Genomic DNA, 19,426 nt, shown 5'->3' with positions numbered 1-19,426 from the left:
CTGCATGGCACTTGGCAAAGTCAGCGTTAACAATCTCAACCTCGGCCAGGGTGCCGTGACCGAGATCGAGCGCCATTTCCTGTTCATTGGTCCCGGCGCTAAGAGCGTCGGTAGCCTGATCGCCCTGAACACCGACAGTGACCTGGAAGCGGTCCTGGGCCAGCCCATCAGCGACCTGAAAATCCAAATCGCGGCAGCCAAGGCCAACGGCGGCGACCGCTGGGCGTGCCTGGCGGCTCCGATTACTGCCGATGGTGACTGGCTTGTCGCCCTGGAAAAAGCCCAGCAGCAGGGCTTTTCTGTGGAAGCCGTGGTGATTACCAAACCGGTGGCCGCTGCTGCTGAACTCTCGGCCATGCATGACGCCGCGATCGCCGTCAGCAACACCTACGGCCGTCGTGTGTTCGTGATGGCCAGCACCGCCGGCATCACTGCCGAACAGACCTGGTCGGAATACCTGGCCCAGCAAAAGGCGATCACCAAAGACCTGGCGGCACCGCGTGTCCTGGTCGTGCCCCAATTGCACGGCAATGACCTGGGCGTCCTGGCTGGGCGCCTGGCCAACGCCGCCGTCAGCATTGCTGACAGCCCAATGCGCGTGGCCAGCGGCGCCGTTTTGGCCTTGGGCAGCGTTCCCAAAGACAAAGAAGGCCTGCCCCTGCCATCGGCCGTGCGATCGGAACTCGACAAGGCGCGTTTCTCGGTTTCGCAAACGTACCCCGACTACCCGGGCGTGTTCTGGGGCGACGGCAACATGCTCGATGCGCCGGCGAGCGACTTCCAGGTGGTTGAGTACCTGCGTTTGGCTGACAAGGCCGCTCGCCAGGTACGCCCGCTGCTGATCCTGCGTGTTGCTGATCGGCGCCTAAACAACACGGCTAACAGCATGGCGGCCGCAATCAGCGCGTTTATGAAGCCGCTGCGCGTGATGGCCAAGTCCACGACGTTCGCCGGCCAGGTGTTCCCCGGCGAGATCGAATCCCCGAAAGACGGCGACATCCAGCTGGTCTGGCACACCAAAACCAAGGTTGAGGCGTACATCAAGATCAAACCCCTCAATTGCCCGAAAGACCTCACGGCGAACATCGCCCTGGACTTTTCCAACGACGATTCGGAGTAATCCCGTATGTCCCGTATTGGCGGTAAAAACTTCGACATCAACCTGGGGGATCTGCAGATCCACGTTGAAAGCTGCACCTTGGACATCACCGATAACACAGCCGTGGCGCAATCCCGGGGTGTGCCCAACGGGCACGTCGACGGCGATGTGTCGTGCAGCGGTGAATTCGAATTTGACACCAGTAACTTCAACCTACTGATCGAGGCCGCCCGCAGTGCCGGCAGCTTCCGCCAGTTGGAGCCCTTCGACTCGGTGTTTTTCGCCAAGGCCGGCGATGAAGAGCTGCGCATCGAGGCCTTCGGCTGCAAGTTGAAGGTGTCCAGCCTGCTGAGCGTCGACCCCAAGGGCGGCGAGAAGTCCAAGCACAAGGTGCCTTTCGACGTCACCAGCCCCGACTTTATCCGCGTCAACGGCGTGCCGTACCTGGCCGCGGCCGAGATCGAGGGGCTGCGCTGATGGTCGATTGGCTCGACGACGCAAAGAAGATCGAGGAGTTGGAGCGCGAGCGGTCGATTCAGGCCCAGCTCGCCCGACCACGCCCTTCGGGGCCCAGCCTGATCGACTGCATGGACTGCGACTACGAAATACCTGCAGCGCGCCGAGCGTTGGAAGGCATTACCCGTTGCGTCCCGTGCCAATCCGTTTTTGAGAAAGGACAGCGCCGATGACCGCACGCGCCAAGCCCAAAGGCACCCTGGAAAGCCGCTTCGCTGTGCTTGAGCACCGCGTCAGCGACCTGGAGGAACGCCACGAAACCGTGCCGACCCGTGTCACCCGGTTGGAAGGCGAATTCGAACATATGGCGGTACAGCTCTCGGATTTGAACGATGGCCAGCGCGAGCTGACCGCCACCGTGTCCGATATCGGTACCAAGGTCACCCGCATGTTGGCGGTGCTGACGGTGCTGGGTGTGGTCGCGCAGATGGTTGGGCCGGCGCTGTTGCGGATCCTGTTCCCATGAGCCTGCGCGGCAAGATCGCCGCCGGTGGCATCACCCTCTGCAGCTCTGCATTGGTCGTGTTTTTGGGCACTTGGGAAGGTAACGGCCAGAACACCGTCTACGCGGACAAGTTGGCCCGTGGCCTGCCGACCGTGTGCAAGGGCATCACCCGTTACACCAGCCCGTATCCGTTGATTGTGGGTGACTACTGGTCGCCGGCGCGCTGCTCCGAGGTGGAGCAACTGGTGGTTGAGAAAGGCCAACTGGCACTGGCTGACTGCCTGACCAATGCAGCAGTCGGACAGAAGACTTTCGACGCCCTGAGCAGCCATGGCCACAACTTCGGTACGCCCAGCACCTGCGCCAGTCGCGCCGTGGGCTTGATCAATGCCGGCAAGATCGCCGAAGGCTGCAAGGCGCTCGCCTGGGGCCCCGACGGTAAGAGCCCGGTGTGGTCGTCGGTCACCGACGCCCAGGGCCGCAAGCGCTTTGTGCCAGGCCTGCACGCTCGCCGGCGCGCTGAAGCGGCCATGTGCGCGGAGGACTTGTGATGCTGCGCGAGATTCTGTTTCCGCTGCTGCTGTGCGCTGCCGCATTTATCGGTTTCGACATCTTGGAGGGGCAACGCGACACCGCCCGCCTGGAGCGTGACAACGCCCTGTTCGAAGTGACGGGCCTGCGCGAAGCCGCCCGCATCAGCGGCGAGATGCTGGCCGACCGTGACGCGATCGATCTTAAACGAACCCTGGAGCTTGACCATGAACGCGCTTCAAACCTTGAGCTGCGCAGGGCTGTTGACGATCGCCGTCAGCGGCTGCGCGTCAACGCCACCTGCAGCGCCGCCGGCACTGAAAAAGCCAGCGCCGGCGGCGTGGCTGATGCAGCCACCGCCGAACTCGCAACAGACGCTCGACCGGATTATTTCACCCTCAGAGATCAACTTGCCCTCAGTAAGCAAATGATCCTGGGGCTGCAGGACTACGTGCACCAGGTGTGCCTGCGCTGACCCGAAACCCTCTTTAAACCAACCACCACAACGGATACGAACAATGAGCCAGACCCAAGCCCGCGACATCACCCTGGAAATCGGCGACAAGGAATTCACCTTCACCCTGACCCCTCAGGACGTAACCAAGTACTTCAACGCCATGACCGCCAATAACAAGGTCGCGCCGTCCTTCAATCTCCTGAGCAGCACCGTGCTGCCGGCTGAAAAAGCCGGTCTGCGCGAGCTGTTGGCCAACCCGGTGATGACCATGCAGGTGGCCGGCGCGCTGCTGGAGGAATACGCGCCTGACGTCGAGATCATCGTAAAAAAGCCCTTGAGCACGCTGACCGCCTGACCGAAGACGGCCTGGGCCAGTTGCTGGCCCTGACCAACCGTTGGCTACCTGGTGCCGAGCCCAGTATCGAAAACATGGGCACGGCCAAGTGGCTGGAAGACGAACACTGGAAACGCATGGAATTTGCCGTGGCAAGCGGCATTGCCCGTGCGTTGAACGGATAGGAACCACATGGCCGATCGTAGCGCCCGCCTGGACTTCATCCTGGCCCTGACCGACAAGGTCACCGCGCCCCTGGGCAAGGTGAAGATGGGCTTTTCCGAGCTGACCGAGCAAAGCGAAAAGAACATCAAGACCATGGGCATGGGCCTGGCCGGTGTGACGGGCGCTTTTGTCGGCATCAACGAATCACTGCAGCCCGCGCTGGAGATGAACCGCGCCCTGGGCGAGGTTAAATCCCTGGGCGTGGCCGAAGATGCACTGACGGCTTTGAATCAGAAGGCCCTGGAGTTCTCGGTGAACTATGGCGAGAACGCCCGGGATTTTGTGGCGTCCGCGTACAGCATCGAGGGCGCTATCAAGGGCCTCACGGGTAGCCAGTTGGCGACCTTCACCAACACCAGCAACCTGTTGGCCAAGGCCACCAAATCCGACGCCGAGACCATGGGCGCCTACGTGGGCACCATGTACAACCTGTTCAAAGGCCAGGCTGACGCCATGGGCAAGGGCGAATGGGTTGAAAAGCTGGGTGGCCAGACTGCTTTGGCGGTGCAGCTCTTCCGCACCGACGGCGCCCAGCTCAAGGACGCCTTTAAGGAAGTGGGTTCCATCGCGACCGCTGCCGGCGTCGATATTGCCGAGCAGTTCGCGGTGATCGGCTCGCTGAGCAGTACCATGGAAGGCGGCGACGCCGGCGGGCGCTACAAGGCGTTTTTCGAGAACCTGGGCGCCGCGTCCGAAAAAATGGGCCTGAAGTTCACCGAATCCAACGGCAAGGCGCTGCCCATGCTGCAGATCATGGACAAGCTGCAGGGCAAGCTGGGCGATCTGACCAGCGCGTCGGCCAGCGCCAAGCTGATGGAGGCGTTTGGAGGGGAGGGCGCACAGGTAATCGGCTCCCTGGCCAAGGACACCGACCGTCTACGCAACGGCATGGAAAAGCTGGGCAAGGTGCGCGGCCTTGAGGACGCGCAGAACATGGCCATGGACATGGTCGACCCTTGGCAGCAGTTCGGCGCAGCGGTAGAAGCGCTGCGTATTGCCTTTGGCCAAGCGCTTATTCCGATCCTGACGCCGTTGATGGCCAAGCTTTCGGGCATCGCCGGCACTATGACCCGCTGGACGCAGATGTTCCCCAACATCACCCGGGTGATCGGCATCGTCACGCTGACGATCCTGGCGCTGATTGCCGTCATGTCCCTGCTGACCTTTGCCGTCGGAGCCGGCCGTATGGCCTGGCTGGCTATGGTGACCGTCTGGAAAGTAGTTCAGATGATCAGCCTTCGAACCACAGCCGTGTTCCTGCTGCAGAAGCTGATCATGCTGACCTACATCACCGTGGTCTCTGTGCTGACTGTGGGCCTGGGGCTGGTTCGCGGCGCGATGCTGTTGTGGCAGGGCGCGATCTGGTTGGTCAACGCCGCCATGTGGGCCAACCCCGTCTTGCTCATCGTCGGCGGCATTGTGGCGCTGATTGCCGTCGTCGCGTTGGCGATCGTCTATTGGGACGAATGGACGGCCGCTCTGATGAACAGCGAGGCGTTCAAGTGGGTCAGCGACCAGCTCACCGCGTTGTCGGATTGGTTCGCCTCGATGGGCGGCTGGGCGGGGATGGCCAAGGGCGCTTGGGACGGCATCGTCGCGATCTTTCACACGGCAATCAACGGCCTGATCGAGATGCTGAACCAGATCCCCGGCGTCGACATTGAAACCCGCTTCGGCGCCATGCCCGAGGTGCCTGGTACCGACATCGGCGTGAACACCATGGACAGCGCAGCAGCGGCGCAGCGGGCCCAACAGACCATCAACGCGGCCATTCCAAGCCTGTCGCCGGTGCGGCCCAACGCCGTGCCCCAGGGCGGGCTGCTGACCAGTATCCAGAACAACAGCAGCAGCCAGAACAAGGGCATGCACGTGGAGAAAGTCGAGATCCACAACAGCAAGCCCATGACCTCCCTGGAGATGGAAAACATGGTTGCCATGTCGGTGGGCGGATGAGCGAGTACATCGATCTTCTGATTGCCGGCAACGACCTGGTGCTGGATCCGTCGCGTCAGCCGTTGCTGATTGATGACCGGGCCAGCATCGCCCAGGACATCGCCCACATGATCCGCGACAGCGGCCTGCTGGTCACCCTGGTGGCCGAGCGCGACCGGCTCAAGCAACGCGACTGTATCCAACAACTGGAACTGCTGGTGGAGGCCGACGAGCGCCTGGTACCGGGCACGGCGCAGATCACACAGTTGCAGCCAGGCCAGTACCTGGTCACGGCGACAACCCTGAAATTTGGCACTATCGAGGTGGCTTTGTGAGTGACGTAGATTTCAAGCAGGCGCTGGCCGACGCCGGCATTCCCACGACCGAGGCGGGGCTCCTGCAGGCGTGGGAAAAAGAAGTAGCCGCCCAGGGCAGCAAACTGAGCAACACCAGCGCCTATTCGCCGTTCTGGCGAGTGGTGCGCGCCCTGGTGACCAAGCCGGTGCTGTGGATCCTGGATTTTTTCGTGGCCACGGTGCTACCCAACTTTTTCGTCAAGACCGCTGTAGATGCCTGGCTCGACATGTTGGCCTGGGCGGTCAACGTAGAGCGTAAGGGTGCGACCAAGGCCAAGGGCTTTTTGCTGTTCACCCGCGAAGCCGCCGGCGGCGCCCTGGAAGTGCCGGCCGGGACAGTAGTGCAGTCCGCGTCGATCAATGGCCATATCTACCAGGTGGTGACCATGGCGGTGGGCATCTTCGCCGATGGGCTGATGCAGCTGCAGATCCCGGTCGAGGCGGTCGACACCGGCGCAGGTTTCAACCTGGCCCCGGGTTATTACGCGATCCTCCCAGTGCCGGTACCAGGCATTGCCCAGGTGGTGAACACCGACGGCTGGTTGACCGCACCAGGTGCAGATCCTGAGCCCAATGACGAGCTGCGTTTGCGCACCCGCAACCAGTTTTCAGCGGTCAACCAGTGGCACACCGACGCGGTGTATCGCGCCATGATCTCGGCCTTTCCAGGCGTGCGCCCGGATGGCGTGTATTTCCAGCACGGCGCGCCACGTGGCCCGGGCAGTGCAAACGCCTTTGTTCTGTTCGATGCGGACGTGCCGGCGGCGACGTACCTGGCGCAGATCAACGCGCATATCCGCGACCAGGGCAACCATGGCCACGGCGATGACCTATTGGTGATGGTCATGCCTGAAACCCAGCACGCCGTAAAGTTGGAGATCTGGCCGCGCTCGACATTGACCACTGAACAGCGGGCAACCCTTAAAGACAACGCCGCGCTGTTCGTGCGTGCGGCGTTTCGCGACAGCACAACCAGCGACTACCAGCCGACGCTGACCTATCCCCAGTCGCGGTTTTCATTCAGCCGCCTGGGCGAAGAGCTTCACCAGCAGTTCGCTGGCATCGAATCATTGCGCTTTGCCACGGCCGACATCATCAGCGAGCTGAACATTCCACGGATCCAGAGCCTGGAGGTGTTGTTGCGTGATTAAGCTCAACTTGCCGTTCTGGCTCGATGGCGTCGAGCTGACCAAACTCAAGGCTGCGGCCCAGTCCTGGTGGCAAAACGTTGAAGGCTGGTTGCGCTGGCCGCTGCTGCAGATGGACGCGGATACCTGCCACATCACGGTGCTGGACCTGTTGGCCTGGCAGCGCGACATCACCCGCTTCAAGGGCGAACCCGAGGCCTTGTATCGCCTACGAGTCAAGTACGCCTTCATCAACGCCGTCGACGCCGGCAGCACCGCTGGGATGAAACGCATCCTGGAGCGCTTGGGCGTCGGTTATGTCGAGATCGAGGAGCGCCAGGCTGGGCGCGACTGGGACGTGGTGTTACTGCGTTTCTCCGACTCCCAGCTGTCGCAGAACCCCGAGCTGCTGCGCGTGTTGATCCAGCAGTACGGCCGCACCTGCCGACGCTATGACTTTTCCACCATCACACCGATCCCGGTGCAAATCGCCCTTGTCCACTTTCACGACGATCAGCAAACGCTGGTCGCCAGCCTTTAGGAGCCCTCATGGGAGCCGTTATTACCCTTGCAGGTGAAAGCCTGATCGCGCAAAAACAAGCCGCCAACGCGGTATTGAAAGTCAGCCGATTCATTTTTGCCAACGTGCCCGGGTTGAACCCAACCGCACCTGTTGACCGTGCCGCGCCGAAGCCTGTGGCGGCGCAGATCGTTTATACGCACCAGATCCCGTCCGAGCATGTCGGCTATGTGAATCCCAACCAAGTCGTGTATAGCGCCCAGATCGGCTCTGATGTTGGCGACTGGGACTTCAACTGGATCGGACTGGAGACCGCCGACGGCGGGCTGTTCGCGGTCGCTTACGTGCCGGTCCAGCAAAAACGCCGCAACATTCCGCCCCAGCAGGTCGGAAACAACCTGACGCGCAACTTCCTGGTGGTGTTCGACGGTGCCCAAGCGCTAACCGGCGTCACGATTGACGCCAAGACCTGGCAGCATGATTTCACCGTCCGCTTGGCCGGCATCGATGAGCGCGAGCGCCAGGCCAATCGCGATGTGTTTGGCCGGGCGTGCTTCTTCGGTAGCGCCCTGCAGGTGGAAAAGGTCGGGAATGTCTACCAGCTCAAGGCCGGGACCGCCTATGTCGAGGGCGTCCGCCTTGAGCGTGCAGCTGTTCAATTTAGTGCACCTGGTGCTTTTCCGACTTCGGTGTGGATTGACGTGGCGATGCAGCGCGAGCTGAGCGACATGGTTGCCAAGGCGACAATCGCCTTTGGGGCAAACCGCCTGGACTACACGGACAGCGCAGGCGTGAAGCACTACCAAGTGCTGATCGCCGAGCTGCCGAACGCGAACACCATCACAGACCGTCGTCCGGTGGAGCCGATCGGCGGGCCGCTGGTGCAGCATTTCGCTGCCCGGGTAGGGGATTATGAAAGCCTGCGAGCCCGAGCGACTACCAAGGAAGACGTAGGGCTGGGCAATATTCCCAACGCCATCAGCGACGACCAGGACACCAACAGCAGCCTCATTCTTGCCACCACTAAAGCGGTCAAGGCCGCGACTGCATTGATCTGGACCGGTATCGCCAACATCGTGTCGGGAGTAACTGTGGTGGGAAAGGCCGCAAGGTGGGCCAACGCTCGCAAGATCACGCTGAACGGTGCAGTGCTGGGTAACGTGACACTCGACGGATCTGGCGACGTAACGATAACCACCTCTGGAAGTCAGGCCACCGAGGCATTCGTTGGTAGTTCCAAAATCGCCTCACAGGTCATGACCAACACAGGTGTCGACGACCTAAGTTTCATCACTCCCAAGAAGCTGCGCTGGGGCTTCCTCCTGAGCTTGACCGCGAACGGGTATGTGGTTTTCCCGACCTGGTTGGGTGGCCTGGTCATTCAATGGGCACGCGGTGTTCATACCAATGTGGGGGACAGCGTCCACACCATCGCGCTCCCCTTAGCGTTTCCTTCGGCCAACTTGTTCTCAATCGTCGGGACACTCGCTGTCAGCACCACTGCCTCCGACTTTTGGTTCCAGACGATTTCATCGACTAAAGAGTCGGTGGTGGTTGTGGCGCAGTGGAGCGGTACGGGCAGCTCCAGTGCCGGTGGATACCCTCAACTGTTGTCCATAGGATATTAATCATGCAGCGCTTCTATAGCCCGAGCCTGGGCACGACTTACTTTCCTGCGATGCACGCCAACATCCCAGATGACGCCATCGCCATCACTGAGGCTTTGTACCTGTCGGTGATTGCCAACCCCCCAATGGGCAAGGTGCGCAGCCACGACGCCAGCGGTTTACCTATCCTTATCGATCCTCCGCGTCTGCAGCCCGAATACGACGCGCAGACAGCGATGATCAACGCGGCTTGTGAAGCGGCTATCACCGCTGGGTTTTGGTCCTCGGCCTTGGGCATGCGCCATCAGTACAGCAGCGAACTGAACGACCAACTCAATTTGACCGGTGCCGTGCTTGCTGGGCTGGACACGCTCTACGCCTGCCGTGATGAGGCTGGAGTGAGGGAGTTTCGCCCGCATACCTACGCGCAGATCCGGCAGGTCGGTGATGACTTCACTCTGATCAAGCAGCAGCTATTGCAGAAGGCATACGCACTCAAGCAACTGTTGGATGATGCGTTTAGCGCAGGTGACCTCGAAGCACTGGAGGCTGTGAAGTGGTAAGCACTCCAAGTGTTACCTGGGCTCCCGTGACCATGCGTTGGCCCGAGCAGTCCACCCAGTGGATGAGCCAGTTGGCAGCGGCGCAGGGTCTCGCCGGCGGCGAGTTGGCCGGCACGGCGAAACGCCTGGCGGGTTTGGACGGCATGACCAGCACAAACCCGGGCCCGGTGGGCAATGCAGCGAAGGGCGCGATCGAGGCCGGGCGTACAGCATTGGCCGGGCAGATGGGCGAGGCGCCGGCGTGCCTGGCCGTGACGCCGTTTCAAAGCGGGATAGGGCAGGGCCGTGGCCACCAGCGGTTTTTGTCCGCGCCGAATTTGCTGCAGCAGCTGGCCGCCAAACTGGTCGACGCCACTGACAGCGGCCGGCCGGCTGGCCCTCAGTACGCGCTGTCGCTGATGTTCCTGGGCACGCGCCTGGATCAGTTCGCCGAGACACTGGCGCGCTTTAATGCATTGCTACCGATCCCCGACCTGGTGCGCGCCGAGCGTCGGGCGCGGAACCTATCGCGCCTGGAAACTGAAAAGTGGGAGATCCCCAGCGCTGGGCCTTTGCCGCGTTGGTCTGCGCTGCCCCTGGAGCGCTGCACGCTGGTCAAAGCGGCCAAGCAATCCATGGCCGGCCAGATTGCTGTCTTGGAGAGCTACGCGGCCGACAGCTCACCCATAGGCGACTTGGCAGCGCTGGCCGGCCGTAAAGCTGCCCAGCAGCACGACCGCAACAAACAGCTGAACGACCTGAAAGCCTTGCTGGCCGGCGGGAATGCCGATCACAGCATGCGTGCGCGGATCTTGGGCCCCGGTGACAACAACGAGCTGGGCCGTGCGTTGTTGCAGGGTGATGCACCAGGTCATGAGTGGGTGCTGTGCGCCGGCGCGTTGTTGGTCGGTTCGTGGGATGGCCTGAGCTTTGTTCGGGAGCTGGTCGGCCTATGACGCTATTACTCGACGGCCAGCAGATCCTTGGCAAGCGCCTGAAAATTACGGCCAACCTGCGTATCGAAAGCGACGATCTGTCGGGGCAGACCAGCAACAGCCAGACCGCCCACAAGGGCTTCAAGCCCAAAACCTTGACGGTCGCGTTGATGATTCCGTTTGTTGACCAGGTGCAACTGCGCAACCTCATGCGCTTGGCCGAGGCCACGGCCGGCGGTGGCCAACTCAAGATGTACCGCATCGTCAACGACACCGCCGCCGCGTTCGGCATCCGGGAAGTGCAATTCTCCGACGGTGTGAGCGCCCGGGAAGACGACTCGCTGAACGCCTGGCTGGTGCAATTCACCCTCTCAGAGAAACTGTCCAACCCAGAGCGCGTGGAGAACCGTCGCGCCGGCAACAGCGTCACGTCGCAATCCGGCCCAGGCTCGGCGGTCGGCGGCGCCGCCGGTGGTGACGGCACGGGCAAACCCGAGGAACTGAGTGGTTTTGAACGGACCTTGAAAAAGGTCGATGACTGGTTGGCCCCGACACCATGAAACTGCACAAGGTACTGACGATCGGCGGCACGCCTTACCCACTGATCAAGGACGAAGTCCGACTGGACATTAAAAGCCCCGGCCGAGCGACCTTCACCATCCAGGCCGGCGCCCCGGTCAAAGGCCTGGTGATGCTCGATGTCGGCTACAACGACGGCCCGTTGCAGCGTCACTTCATTGGGTTTGTTGAGCGCTCGACGGCGATCAACAGCGTGCAGCAGATCCTGGTCTGCCGCGAACTGGCGGCGATCCTGTCGCAGCCCATGCCGCTGAACCTGCGCCACGTCGACCTACAGGGCGTGCTGGCCGAGGTCAGCGATAAGACCGGCCTGCGCTTTCGCGTGCCGGACAAGGCCTACGCCAAGGTCAAGGCGCCGTTCTTCTACAGCCTGGCCGCCGGCTACCTGGCCATGGACAGTCTGGCCAGCGTGTTCAGCATCCCCGACTTCATCTGGCAACAGCAGGGCGACGGCGAAGTTTTCGTTGGCAGTTGGGCCGACAGCTTCTTTGGCGTGCGTGCGCCGCTGCAGCTGCCGGTGGAACTGTTCGACGGCTACCAGGGTAACCAGAGCGCAATGATCGCGGCCCTTCCAGGACTGCGCCCAGGTGCAACCATCAACCAGGGCGAGAGGATCACCAGCGTGACCCTTGCCGGCAATCAAATGGCGATCAAATGGACGACGCAATCCGTCGCAGCGTAGAACGGCAATTCCCCGAACTGACCGGTGGCTACCATCTGCCACGCTTTGGCCGGGTGGTGGCCGTGCCCGATGCGCCGGCCGCACCTGGTCTGTGCGACGACTTCCGGCCGCGCTTTGGCGTCGACGTGGAAGTGCTGTTGCCCGATGGCGAGCCAGATCCGGCGCTGCCGATCCTGACCGGCCTACCGCTGCCGGCGCCGATGGGCGGGCAAGAGGCTGGCATGTTCGGCTTCCCGGAAGAGGGCACCACCGTGGTGGTCAGCTTTGCCTACGGCCTGCCGCACAAGCCCTTTATCACACAGATCCTGCCGCACGGCCTGAGCTTGCCCCGGGTGCCGAAGGGTGACCAGGTGTGGCAGCACAGCGAGGCCTGCCAGCAGCGCGTCGACGCCGACGGTAACTGGCTGCGCCAAACCGATGGCAAGATCCAGGACAAGGCGATCGAACGGGAAGTGGAGGCGATGCAGAATACTGAGAGCTTCCAGAGCCACACCAGGACGGTGGACGATCATTCAACCGAGTCTGTGGGTGGGATCAAGAAGATCGAGGCGCTGGGCGCGCTCAAGCTTCTATCGGGCGGATCCGCGAGCCTGGCGGCGGTGGATGATTTGCACCAGGCGACCGGGCGCGACTTGAACCTGGTGGTGGGGCAGAAACTCAACGCCACGGTGGGTGGGAATATGGAGGAAAGGATTCAGGGGATGCGCGAGAGTGTGGCGGCGGTCAGTCTGCGAATGATCGCCCCCAAGACCTGGTTGGGGTCCGAGGACGTGAACGTCCTGCAGGTGCTGTGTGATTTGCTTGATCTGGTGCAGCGTATGAACACTCAGCTCGCGGTGCATACGCACATACCTGGTTCAGCGCCGAACCCGACAGATACCAAGGCATTTGCGGCGCAGAGTATGCAAGCAATTGAACTAGCTACGAAGCTGAGGCCAATTACCTTCTAATGGTCATGAAGCCCGAAAAAGCCCGCGTTGCGGGCTTTTTTTTCAGATCGAACAGTCCCCAACACGCTGGAGGACATTGTTTTCATCTGTTTCGTATTTCCCACCTGGAGCGCTGAGCTTACCTCCACACTTCGGGCATGGCTGCTCATGAGTAATTTCAGGTGCGTCCAGCGTGAGCTTACCTGGTACCTCGGTGCTTGCTTCGATACCGCATTTTTCGCAGTTGAATTTGATCGTAGTCGCCATTGTTCATTCCTTTCGAAAGGATTTGGTCAAGCGTGTCGATTATGGCACAAGGCTATGCTTGCGCCGAGCCATCACTGTGCCTGATTTACCGGGGGCATCAGTACTTCAAGCGGACTACAAATCGGTGTTGGAGTTTCGCTGCCTGATAGAAAGTTAAGATAACCGCATCGCTTGAGGTGAAATATTTAATTACTTTTTTTCGGTGGACTTGAGAATAAGCTCAATTGGGCTGGTAATGTGGGGATCGCTTGCCGTAACTTGGGTGGAACTTCTAAATAAAGCATTGAGAACAAGGATTCTATCTTCTCGTGCCTCTAGTTTTCCCTCATCCATTAATGATAGGTATGTTCTAATGAAGGCTAATCTCTCTGTCGCATTTTCAGCAAGTGATGCGTTAATAGAGTATCGTCTTAGTGAGATTCGAATTAGTGCAACTAGGAAAGTTAGTAGCAAAGCGGCGCCGCCTATATTGGTGGCAAAAAATACGAGTAGTTTGGTATCGGCGCTAACACTTCCTATTGAGATTTTAGCGTCGTTGTAGGGTGTTGCAGGCAACCCAGAGTCGGGTTTATTTGGGTTGTTTGGTAGCTGGTCGACTGTGTGAGCAAAAAGCGGAGATTTAATAATTTCTGATACGCCACCTTTTGCGTAATAGCATAACATTATAAAAGTTGTGGCGAACATTATTAAAATAGCAGTAGATAACCATCCTATTTTTGCGTGCGTATTGATTTTTTTAAGAGATTTCCAGTGGGAAACTGACTGATCTATCTCAAGTTGCTCTTTCAGTCTGGCCTTTGTAGTATCCCATTCTCTCTCAGCTTTTTGCATTTTTGATGCAGTATAGCGTAAGCCTCGCTTTGTTATTTTTTGATATCTGATTAAAGTCTTTCTGGTATTTAATTCAACAGTTGTTAGCTCTGATTCTTTGTTGTCTATTTTTTCTGTGAGTGCGTTAATTTTTGTTTGTATGAAGGCTCTTGAGGAGTCAAGGTCTTTTAAGTATTTTGATGTTTGTTTTCGTTGGGTCGATTGTAATGATGCGTCCGATTGTGTATCGCTTTTACTGTCGATTTCGAGGTTTAATATTAGTTGTAGTGCTAATCCGCTTTCGTAAAATTTTTCACTTGCGAATAATCTGAAACTCTCGCCCAAATTTTCTGCAATGAGCTTTCTGTTATGCTCGTAACGGAAGGCGATAAAGAAGGCTGCAACTACTTCGCCATAAGTATCTACTATTTCTTGGATATATATGCCTGTCTCGCTATTGGCATCTATATATGGTTCTGATTTAGAGCCGATTCTGACGTCGCACGGATTTATCTCCGTGCCTTCAAGGGCTGGTTGTAGTTTGTTTTTGAATAATAATGTATGTATCTCACTCAAGATGCTATCAGTCTTGGCAAGCCAGTTCCACTCATGTAGTTGTCTTAGGATCCAACCACGAATCAAACTCTTGTCCCCTGTCAATAATAAGATCTCATTCACGTAGAGAGTGCTATCAACGGCAGGGTCATAGCCTTGATGGTTATTCATGATATTTCGAAGCTCCAAGCTAAAGATGTACTACTGAGGGAATTTAGTACAAACGTGTTGGGATGGCGACCAGGTTTCAATAAAAATTAAGGCCAAGGCATTAAAAGTTTTCTGATAAAGAAATAATCGTTGGGAAAAGCACTTATCCCCCTCCCGCCGACGGGGCTTGCGTCCTTTTTTTGTGCAAAGCTTGAGATCGTGTAAACAAAGCTGCAGCCCAGGCGGGCTATGGGGTTCTGCAGGGGAGTGGTAGTTGCACAGGGTGCAACGTTTTGCGAAGAAATGAAGCGCGGTTGCGCAGAGGTTGGCGAAGCCGTCACGAAGGGTGAGAGCTGAAAGGCCCGGAATCGTTGAGCGCGAAATCGAAAAAGCTGTGAAAAAATCAGTTTTTAAAAGCGGCAAGACTCCTTGGAACTCGTATATGGCTGTCAGCGCCGAACTTGGGGGAAAGTGAGGAAGCCTTATGCGCTGTGGCGTTCAGGCTGTTTGTTCGTATCGATGACGTTTCAAAATCTGACGCAGTATTGTCAGCTGTTCGTCGGTTGGCTTGACTCTGCCGCATCTCAACTTATGCTGCTCGCTTCTGTGGGAAGGGGCGTATTGTGCAAGGAAAGTATTGGCCGGATCACCAAGCGGCAATGCATATCGAGGTGGGCGGTGTGTGCTGGCTTCTCGACCACCTGCGTGACTCATCGTTTCAGATGGACATTCCGGCTGCTGATGGGCGACCAGGTGTGCTTCTTACCGTCAACGTGGAATACAGCTCGCACTGCATCTGCCGTGGTCCTAAGCAAGGTCAGGAGATAGATTTCTCTGCGGTCGGGTTCGAACGCATGGTGATTGATCATCGCCAGGTCCGGAGAGAGTTCGTTGAGCGGCGGCACGAGCTGTCGTTTCTGCTCCCTGGAATCATAAATAGTTTCAGAGATCGAAAGTGCTTTTTCACTGGTCGAGAAAATTTTCTGACTTTTGAGCTTGGGGAGATCCTCCCTGGATACGCAAAGGACACCAAGTATGAGGTGTATTTCAATGTCAGGAGAGGCGGCGCTAAAAACACATTAAAGCTATATGTCGAAAGCGCCTACGTGCGTGACGACGATGCTGACAACGAGCCGGTAAACTTCAAAAAAAGCGACAAAATGACTGCTTGGAAGCTTTTTTTGAAAAGGGCGAGAGGTGAGCCGGTAAAAGGGCCGACAGGCAACGGGCTGCAACGGAATAGGCGTAAGTAGCCTAGAAAAAACAAACCCCCCTATGATAGGGGGGTTTCGCGGATGCCCTTAGGGGTTAAACCCATCAACCGGCACGGCCGGAACCAATGGCGGCATCTGAACACCTGAAATCTCCAAAAAAATCAAAAGAATTCTTCTGATGCTTCTCGAGAGTCAAGCTCCGTATATATCCAGATGACTCAAGGCTACTCAAATTTGAGCAATGGGTCAACGATTACTGCTTAGCAATTGATAAGCAGGTATCACCCTGTGAAGCTTCATAAAGGTATAGATTGGAAGTCATTAGGGCAACCCAGGGAAACAAAGCCAACCTTGGGGTTGGCTTTTGCGATGGTGGTGGACATGTCTAACCTCGGTATTGAATGACGCTGCCGGTCGTGCACGACAAGACAACGGATGGGCGCTTGGTGCGCCTCTGATCAAAAAGTGCGCAATTCTAGCGGCGGGCAATCCACTTGACCAGCTTTATGCAGGGAAATGCGACGAGCGCTGTATTGGGTAATTCGCCCGGCGCTTAACGCGCGCTTGAGGCCATGCGACTTGTTATGTGCGGTGCGATACAACTTTAGACATGCCTACGCCTAATGCCTGCAGCACTTTCAGGAGGGTGGAGAGCTTTGGGTCGCCGCCGACAGCGATGGACCTGTAGAGATTAGCTCTATTGAGGCCCGTGTTCTGCGACAAGCTGAGCATTCCTCCACGGGCTTCCGCCACTCGACGGATAGCGACAAGAAAAGCGTCCTCGCCTCCCGCCACATCTATTTCCTCAAGCGCCACAGATAGATATTCGAGGGCAAACGCTTCGTCGTCTCGAAGCATTTCAAGCACGCTGTCTTCATGAGAGCGAGTACGAATGGTCATTTTTGCTGCACCTTGTAAGATTTCCAGAGAACTTTGGCCTGATTGATGTCGTTCTGCTGCCTTGCCTTTGAGCCACCGCCCAACAGGAAAACAATTCGTCGGTCCTCAATTGCGTAATACACGCGAAACCCAGGACCGAAGTCGAGTTTCATCTCAAAGACCCCGTCACCCACCGGCTCGGTAGTGCCGAAGTGGCCGAGGGACGCTCGGTCCACTCTGGTGGTGATCCTTGCCTTTGAACGTTTATCTTGAACGGTATCCAGCCAAGCTTGATAGATATCTACGCCATTGGCTGACAGTACGTGTTTCACTTCGTACATAAGAAATGTACCTTAAAAGAGACAGATCGATAATTGAGTTTTTATATCGATTGCGCGCCCCAGGCAGGCCCGCGATTAATTGATCAGGTAAGCCGGCCAAGGAATTCCTGTATACACAGCGAAGGCAGCCCCTATGCGCCGGGCGAAAAATATACGGTCGGCCGTAATGCGATCAATGGAGGCATAAAGGCTCCAAAATGCCCCGTCATCTATGGCTCACGACCTAAAACGACGCCCACATCACGTGAGCAGGGAAATGCGACGAGCGCTGCGCTATGCTTCGCGCCGTTGCACACGGGTAAAACCCCTGGGTCAATAAAACGTCTGTTACGAGAAGTAAAACAGCGCATGCTAGGGTCAGCTTAGGCGCGTTGTTTATAAGAGACCTCAGGTCAAAGGGCAGGAGTGGTTGATGGGTCAGGCGAGTAGTCAGGCGGCAGGTGCCGAGCATTCAAACACCAAGCCGATCGGCATGCTGGTGGCAGCGGTCGGGGTGGTTTACGGCGATATCGGCACCAGCCCGCTCTACACCCTCAAAGAGGTGTTCAACGGTGGTTATGGGGTGCAGGTCAACCATGACGGTGTATTGGGGATCCTGGCGCTGATCTTCTGGTCGCTGATCTGGGTCGTATCGATCAAATACATGCTGTTTGTGCTGCGCGCCGACAACCAGGGCGAAGGCGGCATCATGGCTTTGACCGCATTGGCACGCCGGGCAGCGGGAGAGCGCAAGAAATTGCGCAGTTTCCTGGTGGTCTGCGGCCTGTGCGGCGCGGCGCTGTTCTATGGTGACAGCATGATCACCCCGGCGATTTCCGTGTTGTCGGCGGTTGAAGGCCTGGAGCTGGCGTTCGACGGCCTGGAGAAATGGGTCGTGCCGATTGCACTGGTCGTACTGGTGGCGCTGTTTCTGATCCAGAAACACGGCACCGACCGCATCGGCAAGTTGTTCGGGCCGGTAATGGTGACCTGGTTCCTGGTGCTGGGCGGGCTGGGCATCTATGGCATCAGCCAGCACCCCGAAGTGCTCAAGGCACTGAACCCGATGTGGGCCGTGCGTTTCTTCGAGGCTCACCCAGGCATTGGCGTGGCCATCCTGGGCGCCGTGGTGCTGGCCCTGACCGGCGCCGAAGCGCTCTACGCCGATATGGGCCATTTCGGCCGCAAACCCATCGCCCGCGCCTGGTTTATCCTGGTGTTGCCGGCGCTGGTGCTCAACTATTTCGGCCAGGGCGCCATGCTGCTCGGCGATCCTGAAGCCGCGCGCAACCCGTTCTACCTGCTGGCGCCGAGCTGGGCGCTGATCCCCCTGGTGGTGCTGTCGACCCTGGCCACGGTGATTGCCTCCCAGGCGGTGATTTCCGGTGCGTTCTCCTTGACCCGCCAGGCGATCCAGCTGGGTTACATCCCGCGCATGCACATTCAGCATACCTCCAGCGCCGAACAGGGCCAGATCTACATCGGCGCGGTGAACTGGTCGCTGATGGTAGGCGTGATCCTGCTGGTGGTGGGCTTTGAGTCTTCCAACGCACTGGCTTCGGCCTACGGCGTGGCGGTGACCGGCACCATGCTGATGACCACCATTCTGGTCTCGGCGGTGATGTTGTTGCTGTGGAAATGGCCTCCCGTGCTGGCCGTACCGGTGCTGCTCTGCTGCCTGTTGGTGGACGGCCTGTACTTCGCCGCCAACGTGCCGAAAATCATCCAGGGTGGCGCCTTCCCGGTGATCGCGGGCATCGTGCTGTTCGTGTTGATGACCACTTGGAAGCGCGGCAAGCAATTGCTGGTGGAACGCCTCGACGAAGGCGGGCTGCCGCTGCCGATCTTTATCAGCAGCATCCGCGTACAGCCACCCCATCGCGTGCAGGGCACGGCGGTGTTCCTGACTGCGCGGCCCGACGCCGTGCCCCACGCGCTGTTGCACAACCTGCTGCATAACCAGGTGTTGCACGAGCAAGTGGTGCTGCTGACGGTGGTGTACGAAGACATCCCGCGCGTCCCGGCTTCACGGCGTTTCGAGGTGGATTCCTACGGGGAAGGGTTCTTCCGTGTGATCCTGCACTTCGGTTTCACCGACGAGCCGGATGTGCCCGAAGCGCTGAAGTTGTGCCACTTGGATGATCTGGATTTCAGCCCGATGCGCACTACCTATTTCCTCAGCCGTGAGACGGTGATCGCCTCGAAGATCGAAGGCATGGCGCGCTGGCGCGAAGGCTTGTTTGCGTTCATGTTGAAGAATGCCAACGGTAACCTGCGCTTCTTCAAACTCCCGGTAAACCGGGTGATCGAGCTGGGCACCCAGGTCGAAATGTAAGTATCTGCTGCACGGGAGCCGGCCATCGGCTCCCGCTTTGCTTCTGAACCCTGTGCAATCCATCGTTGTCGACTAGGCTC

24 protein-coding genes are annotated in these 19,426 nt (G+C 58.5%); 20 read left to right on the top strand and 4 right to left on the bottom strand.

The genetic code is table 11. The features are described from left to right. Positions 1-4: 4 nt before the first annotated feature. Genes AOA60_RS04925 through AOA60_RS04845 form a run of 18 tightly spaced genes read left to right on the top strand, consistent with a single transcriptional unit; the run spans position 5 to position 12,837 of the window. Positions 5-1,120 (top strand): DUF2586 domain-containing protein, encoded by a 1,116-nt coding sequence (locus AOA60_RS04925; protein WP_099583432.1) that lies wholly within the window; start codon positions 5-7, stop codon positions 1,118-1,120. A gap of 6 nt (positions 1,121-1,126) precedes the next feature. Beyond that, complete coding sequence (locus tag AOA60_RS04920; RefSeq protein ID WP_068932245.1) at positions 1,127-1,576, top strand: phage protein; 450 nt, start codon at positions 1,127-1,129, stop codon at positions 1,574-1,576. Beyond that, positions 1,576-1,788: a TraR/DksA C4-type zinc finger protein gene (locus AOA60_RS04915; RefSeq protein ID WP_099583431.1), complete on the top strand. Its 213-nt coding sequence runs from the start codon at positions 1,576-1,578 to the stop codon at positions 1,786-1,788. Before AOA60_RS04920 ends, AOA60_RS04915 begins: the two co-directional genes overlap by 1 nt. Continuing rightward, positions 1,785-2,081 carry a hypothetical protein gene (locus tag AOA60_RS04910; protein ID WP_065909425.1) on the top strand — a complete coding sequence of 99 codons (297 nt, stop codon included), beginning with the start codon at positions 1,785-1,787 and terminating at the stop codon, positions 2,079-2,081. Before AOA60_RS04915 ends, AOA60_RS04910 begins: the two co-directional genes overlap by 4 nt. Then, on the top strand, positions 2,078-2,611 hold the full coding sequence (locus AOA60_RS04905; RefSeq protein ID WP_099583430.1) for a lysozyme: 534 nt from the start codon (positions 2,078-2,080) through the stop codon (positions 2,609-2,611). Before AOA60_RS04910 ends, AOA60_RS04905 begins: the two co-directional genes overlap by 4 nt. Next, positions 2,611-3,066, top strand: a complete 456-nt coding sequence (locus tag AOA60_RS04900) for a lysis system i-spanin subunit Rz (protein WP_099583429.1) — start codon at positions 2,611-2,613, stop codon at positions 3,064-3,066. Before AOA60_RS04905 ends, AOA60_RS04900 begins: the two co-directional genes overlap by 1 nt. A 43-nt stretch (positions 3,067-3,109) precedes the next feature. Next, positions 3,110-3,403 carry a putative phage tail assembly chaperone gene (locus AOA60_RS04895; protein ID WP_099583428.1) on the top strand — a complete coding sequence of 98 codons (294 nt, stop codon included), beginning with the start codon at positions 3,110-3,112 and terminating at the stop codon, positions 3,401-3,403. 20 nt (positions 3,404-3,423) lie between these two features. After that, positions 3,424-3,567, top strand: coding sequence for a hypothetical protein (locus tag AOA60_RS32610; RefSeq protein ID WP_021491337.1), 144 nt, complete (start codon positions 3,424-3,426; stop codon positions 3,565-3,567). A 7-nt stretch (positions 3,568-3,574) separates the two neighbouring features. Next, positions 3,575-5,560: a phage tail tape measure protein gene (locus AOA60_RS04890; protein ID WP_099583427.1), complete on the top strand. Its 1,986-nt coding sequence runs from the start codon at positions 3,575-3,577 to the stop codon at positions 5,558-5,560. Beyond that, positions 5,557-5,874, top strand: a complete 318-nt coding sequence (locus tag AOA60_RS04885; RefSeq protein ID WP_099583426.1) for a DUF2590 family protein — start codon at positions 5,557-5,559, stop codon at positions 5,872-5,874. The genes AOA60_RS04890 and AOA60_RS04885 overlap by 4 nt, the downstream gene beginning before the upstream one ends. Further along, the gene (locus AOA60_RS04880; RefSeq protein ID WP_099583425.1) at positions 5,871-7,046 is read left to right on the top strand and encodes a baseplate J/gp47 family protein; all 1,176 of its coding nucleotides are present in this window, start codon (positions 5,871-5,873) and stop codon (positions 7,044-7,046) included. Before AOA60_RS04885 ends, AOA60_RS04880 begins: the two co-directional genes overlap by 4 nt. After that, complete coding sequence (locus AOA60_RS04875) at positions 7,039-7,563, top strand: phage tail protein (protein WP_099583424.1); 525 nt, start codon at positions 7,039-7,041, stop codon at positions 7,561-7,563. The genes AOA60_RS04880 and AOA60_RS04875 overlap by 8 nt, the downstream gene beginning before the upstream one ends. 8 nt (positions 7,564-7,571) lie before the next feature. Next, a complete protein-coding gene (locus tag AOA60_RS04870; RefSeq protein WP_099583423.1) occupies positions 7,572-9,170 on the top strand; it encodes a phage tail protein in 1,599 nt (532 codons plus the stop codon). Positions 9,171-9,172: 2 nt separating this feature from the next. Continuing rightward, a complete protein-coding gene (locus AOA60_RS04865; RefSeq protein WP_099583422.1) occupies positions 9,173-9,712 on the top strand; it encodes a hypothetical protein in 540 nt (179 codons plus the stop codon). Positions 9,713-9,744: 32 nt separating this feature from the next. Then, a complete protein-coding gene (locus AOA60_RS04860; RefSeq protein WP_099583421.1) occupies positions 9,745-10,647 on the top strand; it encodes a hypothetical protein in 903 nt (300 codons plus the stop codon). Next, the gene (locus AOA60_RS04855; protein WP_099583420.1) at positions 10,644-11,186 is read left to right on the top strand and encodes a DNA-binding protein; all 543 of its coding nucleotides are present in this window, start codon (positions 10,644-10,646) and stop codon (positions 11,184-11,186) included. The genes AOA60_RS04860 and AOA60_RS04855 overlap by 4 nt, the downstream gene beginning before the upstream one ends. Continuing rightward, positions 11,183-11,887, top strand: coding sequence for a hypothetical protein (locus AOA60_RS04850; protein WP_099583419.1), 705 nt, complete (start codon positions 11,183-11,185; stop codon positions 11,885-11,887). The genes AOA60_RS04855 and AOA60_RS04850 overlap by 4 nt, the downstream gene beginning before the upstream one ends. Next, entirely contained in the window at positions 11,860-12,837 is a 978-nt protein-coding gene (locus AOA60_RS04845; RefSeq protein ID WP_099583418.1) for a hypothetical protein, read from the top strand. The genes AOA60_RS04850 and AOA60_RS04845 overlap by 28 nt, the downstream gene beginning before the upstream one ends. 42 nt (positions 12,838-12,879) lie before the next feature. Here AOA60_RS04845 and AOA60_RS32165 read toward each other — a convergent pair whose 3' ends face one another. Together AOA60_RS32165 and AOA60_RS32160 are read right to left on the bottom strand one after the other, a co-directional pair. Next, a complete protein-coding gene (locus tag AOA60_RS32165) occupies positions 12,880-13,083 on the bottom strand; it encodes a hypothetical protein (RefSeq protein ID WP_143522385.1) in 204 nt (67 codons plus the stop codon). 189 nt (positions 13,084-13,272) lie between these two features. Then, positions 13,273-14,619, bottom strand: a complete 1,347-nt coding sequence (locus AOA60_RS32160) for a hypothetical protein (protein WP_143522384.1) — start codon at positions 14,617-14,619, stop codon at positions 13,273-13,275. 602 nt (positions 14,620-15,221) lie between these two features. On the opposite strand from AOA60_RS32160, the gene AOA60_RS04840 reads away from it, so the two are divergent. Continuing rightward, complete coding sequence (locus AOA60_RS04840) at positions 15,222-15,851, top strand: hypothetical protein (protein WP_143522383.1); 630 nt, start codon at positions 15,222-15,224, stop codon at positions 15,849-15,851. Between the two features lie 543 nt (positions 15,852-16,394). On the opposite strand, the gene AOA60_RS04835 is transcribed toward AOA60_RS04840, so the two are convergent. Together AOA60_RS04835 and AOA60_RS04830 are read right to left on the bottom strand one after the other, a co-directional pair. Next, positions 16,395-16,712: an addiction module antidote protein gene (locus AOA60_RS04835; protein ID WP_099583416.1), complete on the bottom strand. Its 318-nt coding sequence runs from the start codon at positions 16,710-16,712 to the stop codon at positions 16,395-16,397. Then, positions 16,709-17,032 (bottom strand): type II toxin-antitoxin system RelE/ParE family toxin, encoded by a 324-nt coding sequence (locus tag AOA60_RS04830; RefSeq protein WP_099583415.1) that lies wholly within the window; start codon positions 17,030-17,032, stop codon positions 16,709-16,711. Before AOA60_RS04830 ends, AOA60_RS04835 begins: the two co-directional genes overlap by 4 nt. Before the next feature lie 412 nt (positions 17,033-17,444). Here AOA60_RS04830 and AOA60_RS04825 point away from each other — a divergent pair, with 412 nt between their 5' ends. Further along, on the top strand, positions 17,445-19,346 hold the full coding sequence (locus tag AOA60_RS04825) for a potassium transporter Kup (protein ID WP_099583414.1): 1,902 nt from the start codon (positions 17,445-17,447) through the stop codon (positions 19,344-19,346). The last annotated feature ends 80 nt before the right edge of the window (positions 19,347-19,426 follow it).

It is taken from the genome of Pseudomonas sp. 2822-17 (assembly GCF_002742485.1).
Taxonomy (GTDB): Bacteria; Pseudomonadota; Gammaproteobacteria; order Pseudomonadales; family Pseudomonadaceae; genus Aquipseudomonas; species Aquipseudomonas cyclaminis.
The sequence above is the reverse complement of the archived record's forward strand: the minus strand, read 5'-3'. Positions and strand labels throughout refer to the sequence as shown.

Coding starts and splice junctions, on each gene's coding strand:
- AOA60_RS04915 (WP_099583431.1), top strand. CDS start 1,576: ATGGTCGATTGGCTCGACGACGCAAAGAAGATCGAGGAGTTGGAGCGC.
- AOA60_RS04865 (WP_099583422.1), top strand. CDS start 9,173: ATGCAGCGCTTCTATAGCCCGAGCCTGGGCACGACTTACTTTCCTGCG.
- AOA60_RS04925 (WP_099583432.1), top strand. CDS start 5: ATGGCACTTGGCAAAGTCAGCGTTAACAATCTCAACCTCGGCCAGGGT.
- AOA60_RS32160 (WP_143522384.1), bottom strand. CDS start 14,619: ATGAATAACCATCAAGGCTATGACCCTGCCGTTGATAGCACTCTCTAC.
- AOA60_RS04900 (WP_099583429.1), top strand. CDS start 2,611: ATGCTGCGCGAGATTCTGTTTCCGCTGCTGCTGTGCGCTGCCGCATTT.
- AOA60_RS04825 (WP_099583414.1), top strand. CDS start 17,445: ATGGGTCAGGCGAGTAGTCAGGCGGCAGGTGCCGAGCATTCAAACACC.
- AOA60_RS04890 (WP_099583427.1), top strand. CDS start 3,575: ATGGCCGATCGTAGCGCCCGCCTGGACTTCATCCTGGCCCTGACCGAC.
- AOA60_RS04835 (WP_099583416.1), bottom strand. CDS start 16,712: ATGACCATTCGTACTCGCTCTCATGAAGACAGCGTGCTTGAAATGCTT.
- AOA60_RS04905 (WP_099583430.1), top strand. CDS start 2,078: ATGAGCCTGCGCGGCAAGATCGCCGCCGGTGGCATCACCCTCTGCAGC.
- AOA60_RS04845 (WP_099583418.1), top strand. CDS start 11,860: ATGGACGACGCAATCCGTCGCAGCGTAGAACGGCAATTCCCCGAACTG.
- AOA60_RS04850 (WP_099583419.1), top strand. CDS start 11,183: ATGAAACTGCACAAGGTACTGACGATCGGCGGCACGCCTTACCCACTG.
- AOA60_RS04860 (WP_099583421.1), top strand. CDS start 9,745: ATGCGTTGGCCCGAGCAGTCCACCCAGTGGATGAGCCAGTTGGCAGCG.
- AOA60_RS04920 (WP_068932245.1), top strand. CDS start 1,127: ATGTCCCGTATTGGCGGTAAAAACTTCGACATCAACCTGGGGGATCTG.
- AOA60_RS04885 (WP_099583426.1), top strand. CDS start 5,557: ATGAGCGAGTACATCGATCTTCTGATTGCCGGCAACGACCTGGTGCTG.
- AOA60_RS04910 (WP_065909425.1), top strand. CDS start 1,785: ATGACCGCACGCGCCAAGCCCAAAGGCACCCTGGAAAGCCGCTTCGCT.
- AOA60_RS04870 (WP_099583423.1), top strand. CDS start 7,572: ATGGGAGCCGTTATTACCCTTGCAGGTGAAAGCCTGATCGCGCAAAAA.
- AOA60_RS04830 (WP_099583415.1), bottom strand. CDS start 17,032: ATGTACGAAGTGAAACACGTACTGTCAGCCAATGGCGTAGATATCTAT.
- AOA60_RS04895 (WP_099583428.1), top strand. CDS start 3,110: ATGAGCCAGACCCAAGCCCGCGACATCACCCTGGAAATCGGCGACAAG.
- AOA60_RS04855 (WP_099583420.1), top strand. CDS start 10,644: ATGACGCTATTACTCGACGGCCAGCAGATCCTTGGCAAGCGCCTGAAA.
- AOA60_RS32165 (WP_143522385.1), bottom strand. CDS start 13,083: ATGGCGACTACGATCAAATTCAACTGCGAAAAATGCGGTATCGAAGCA.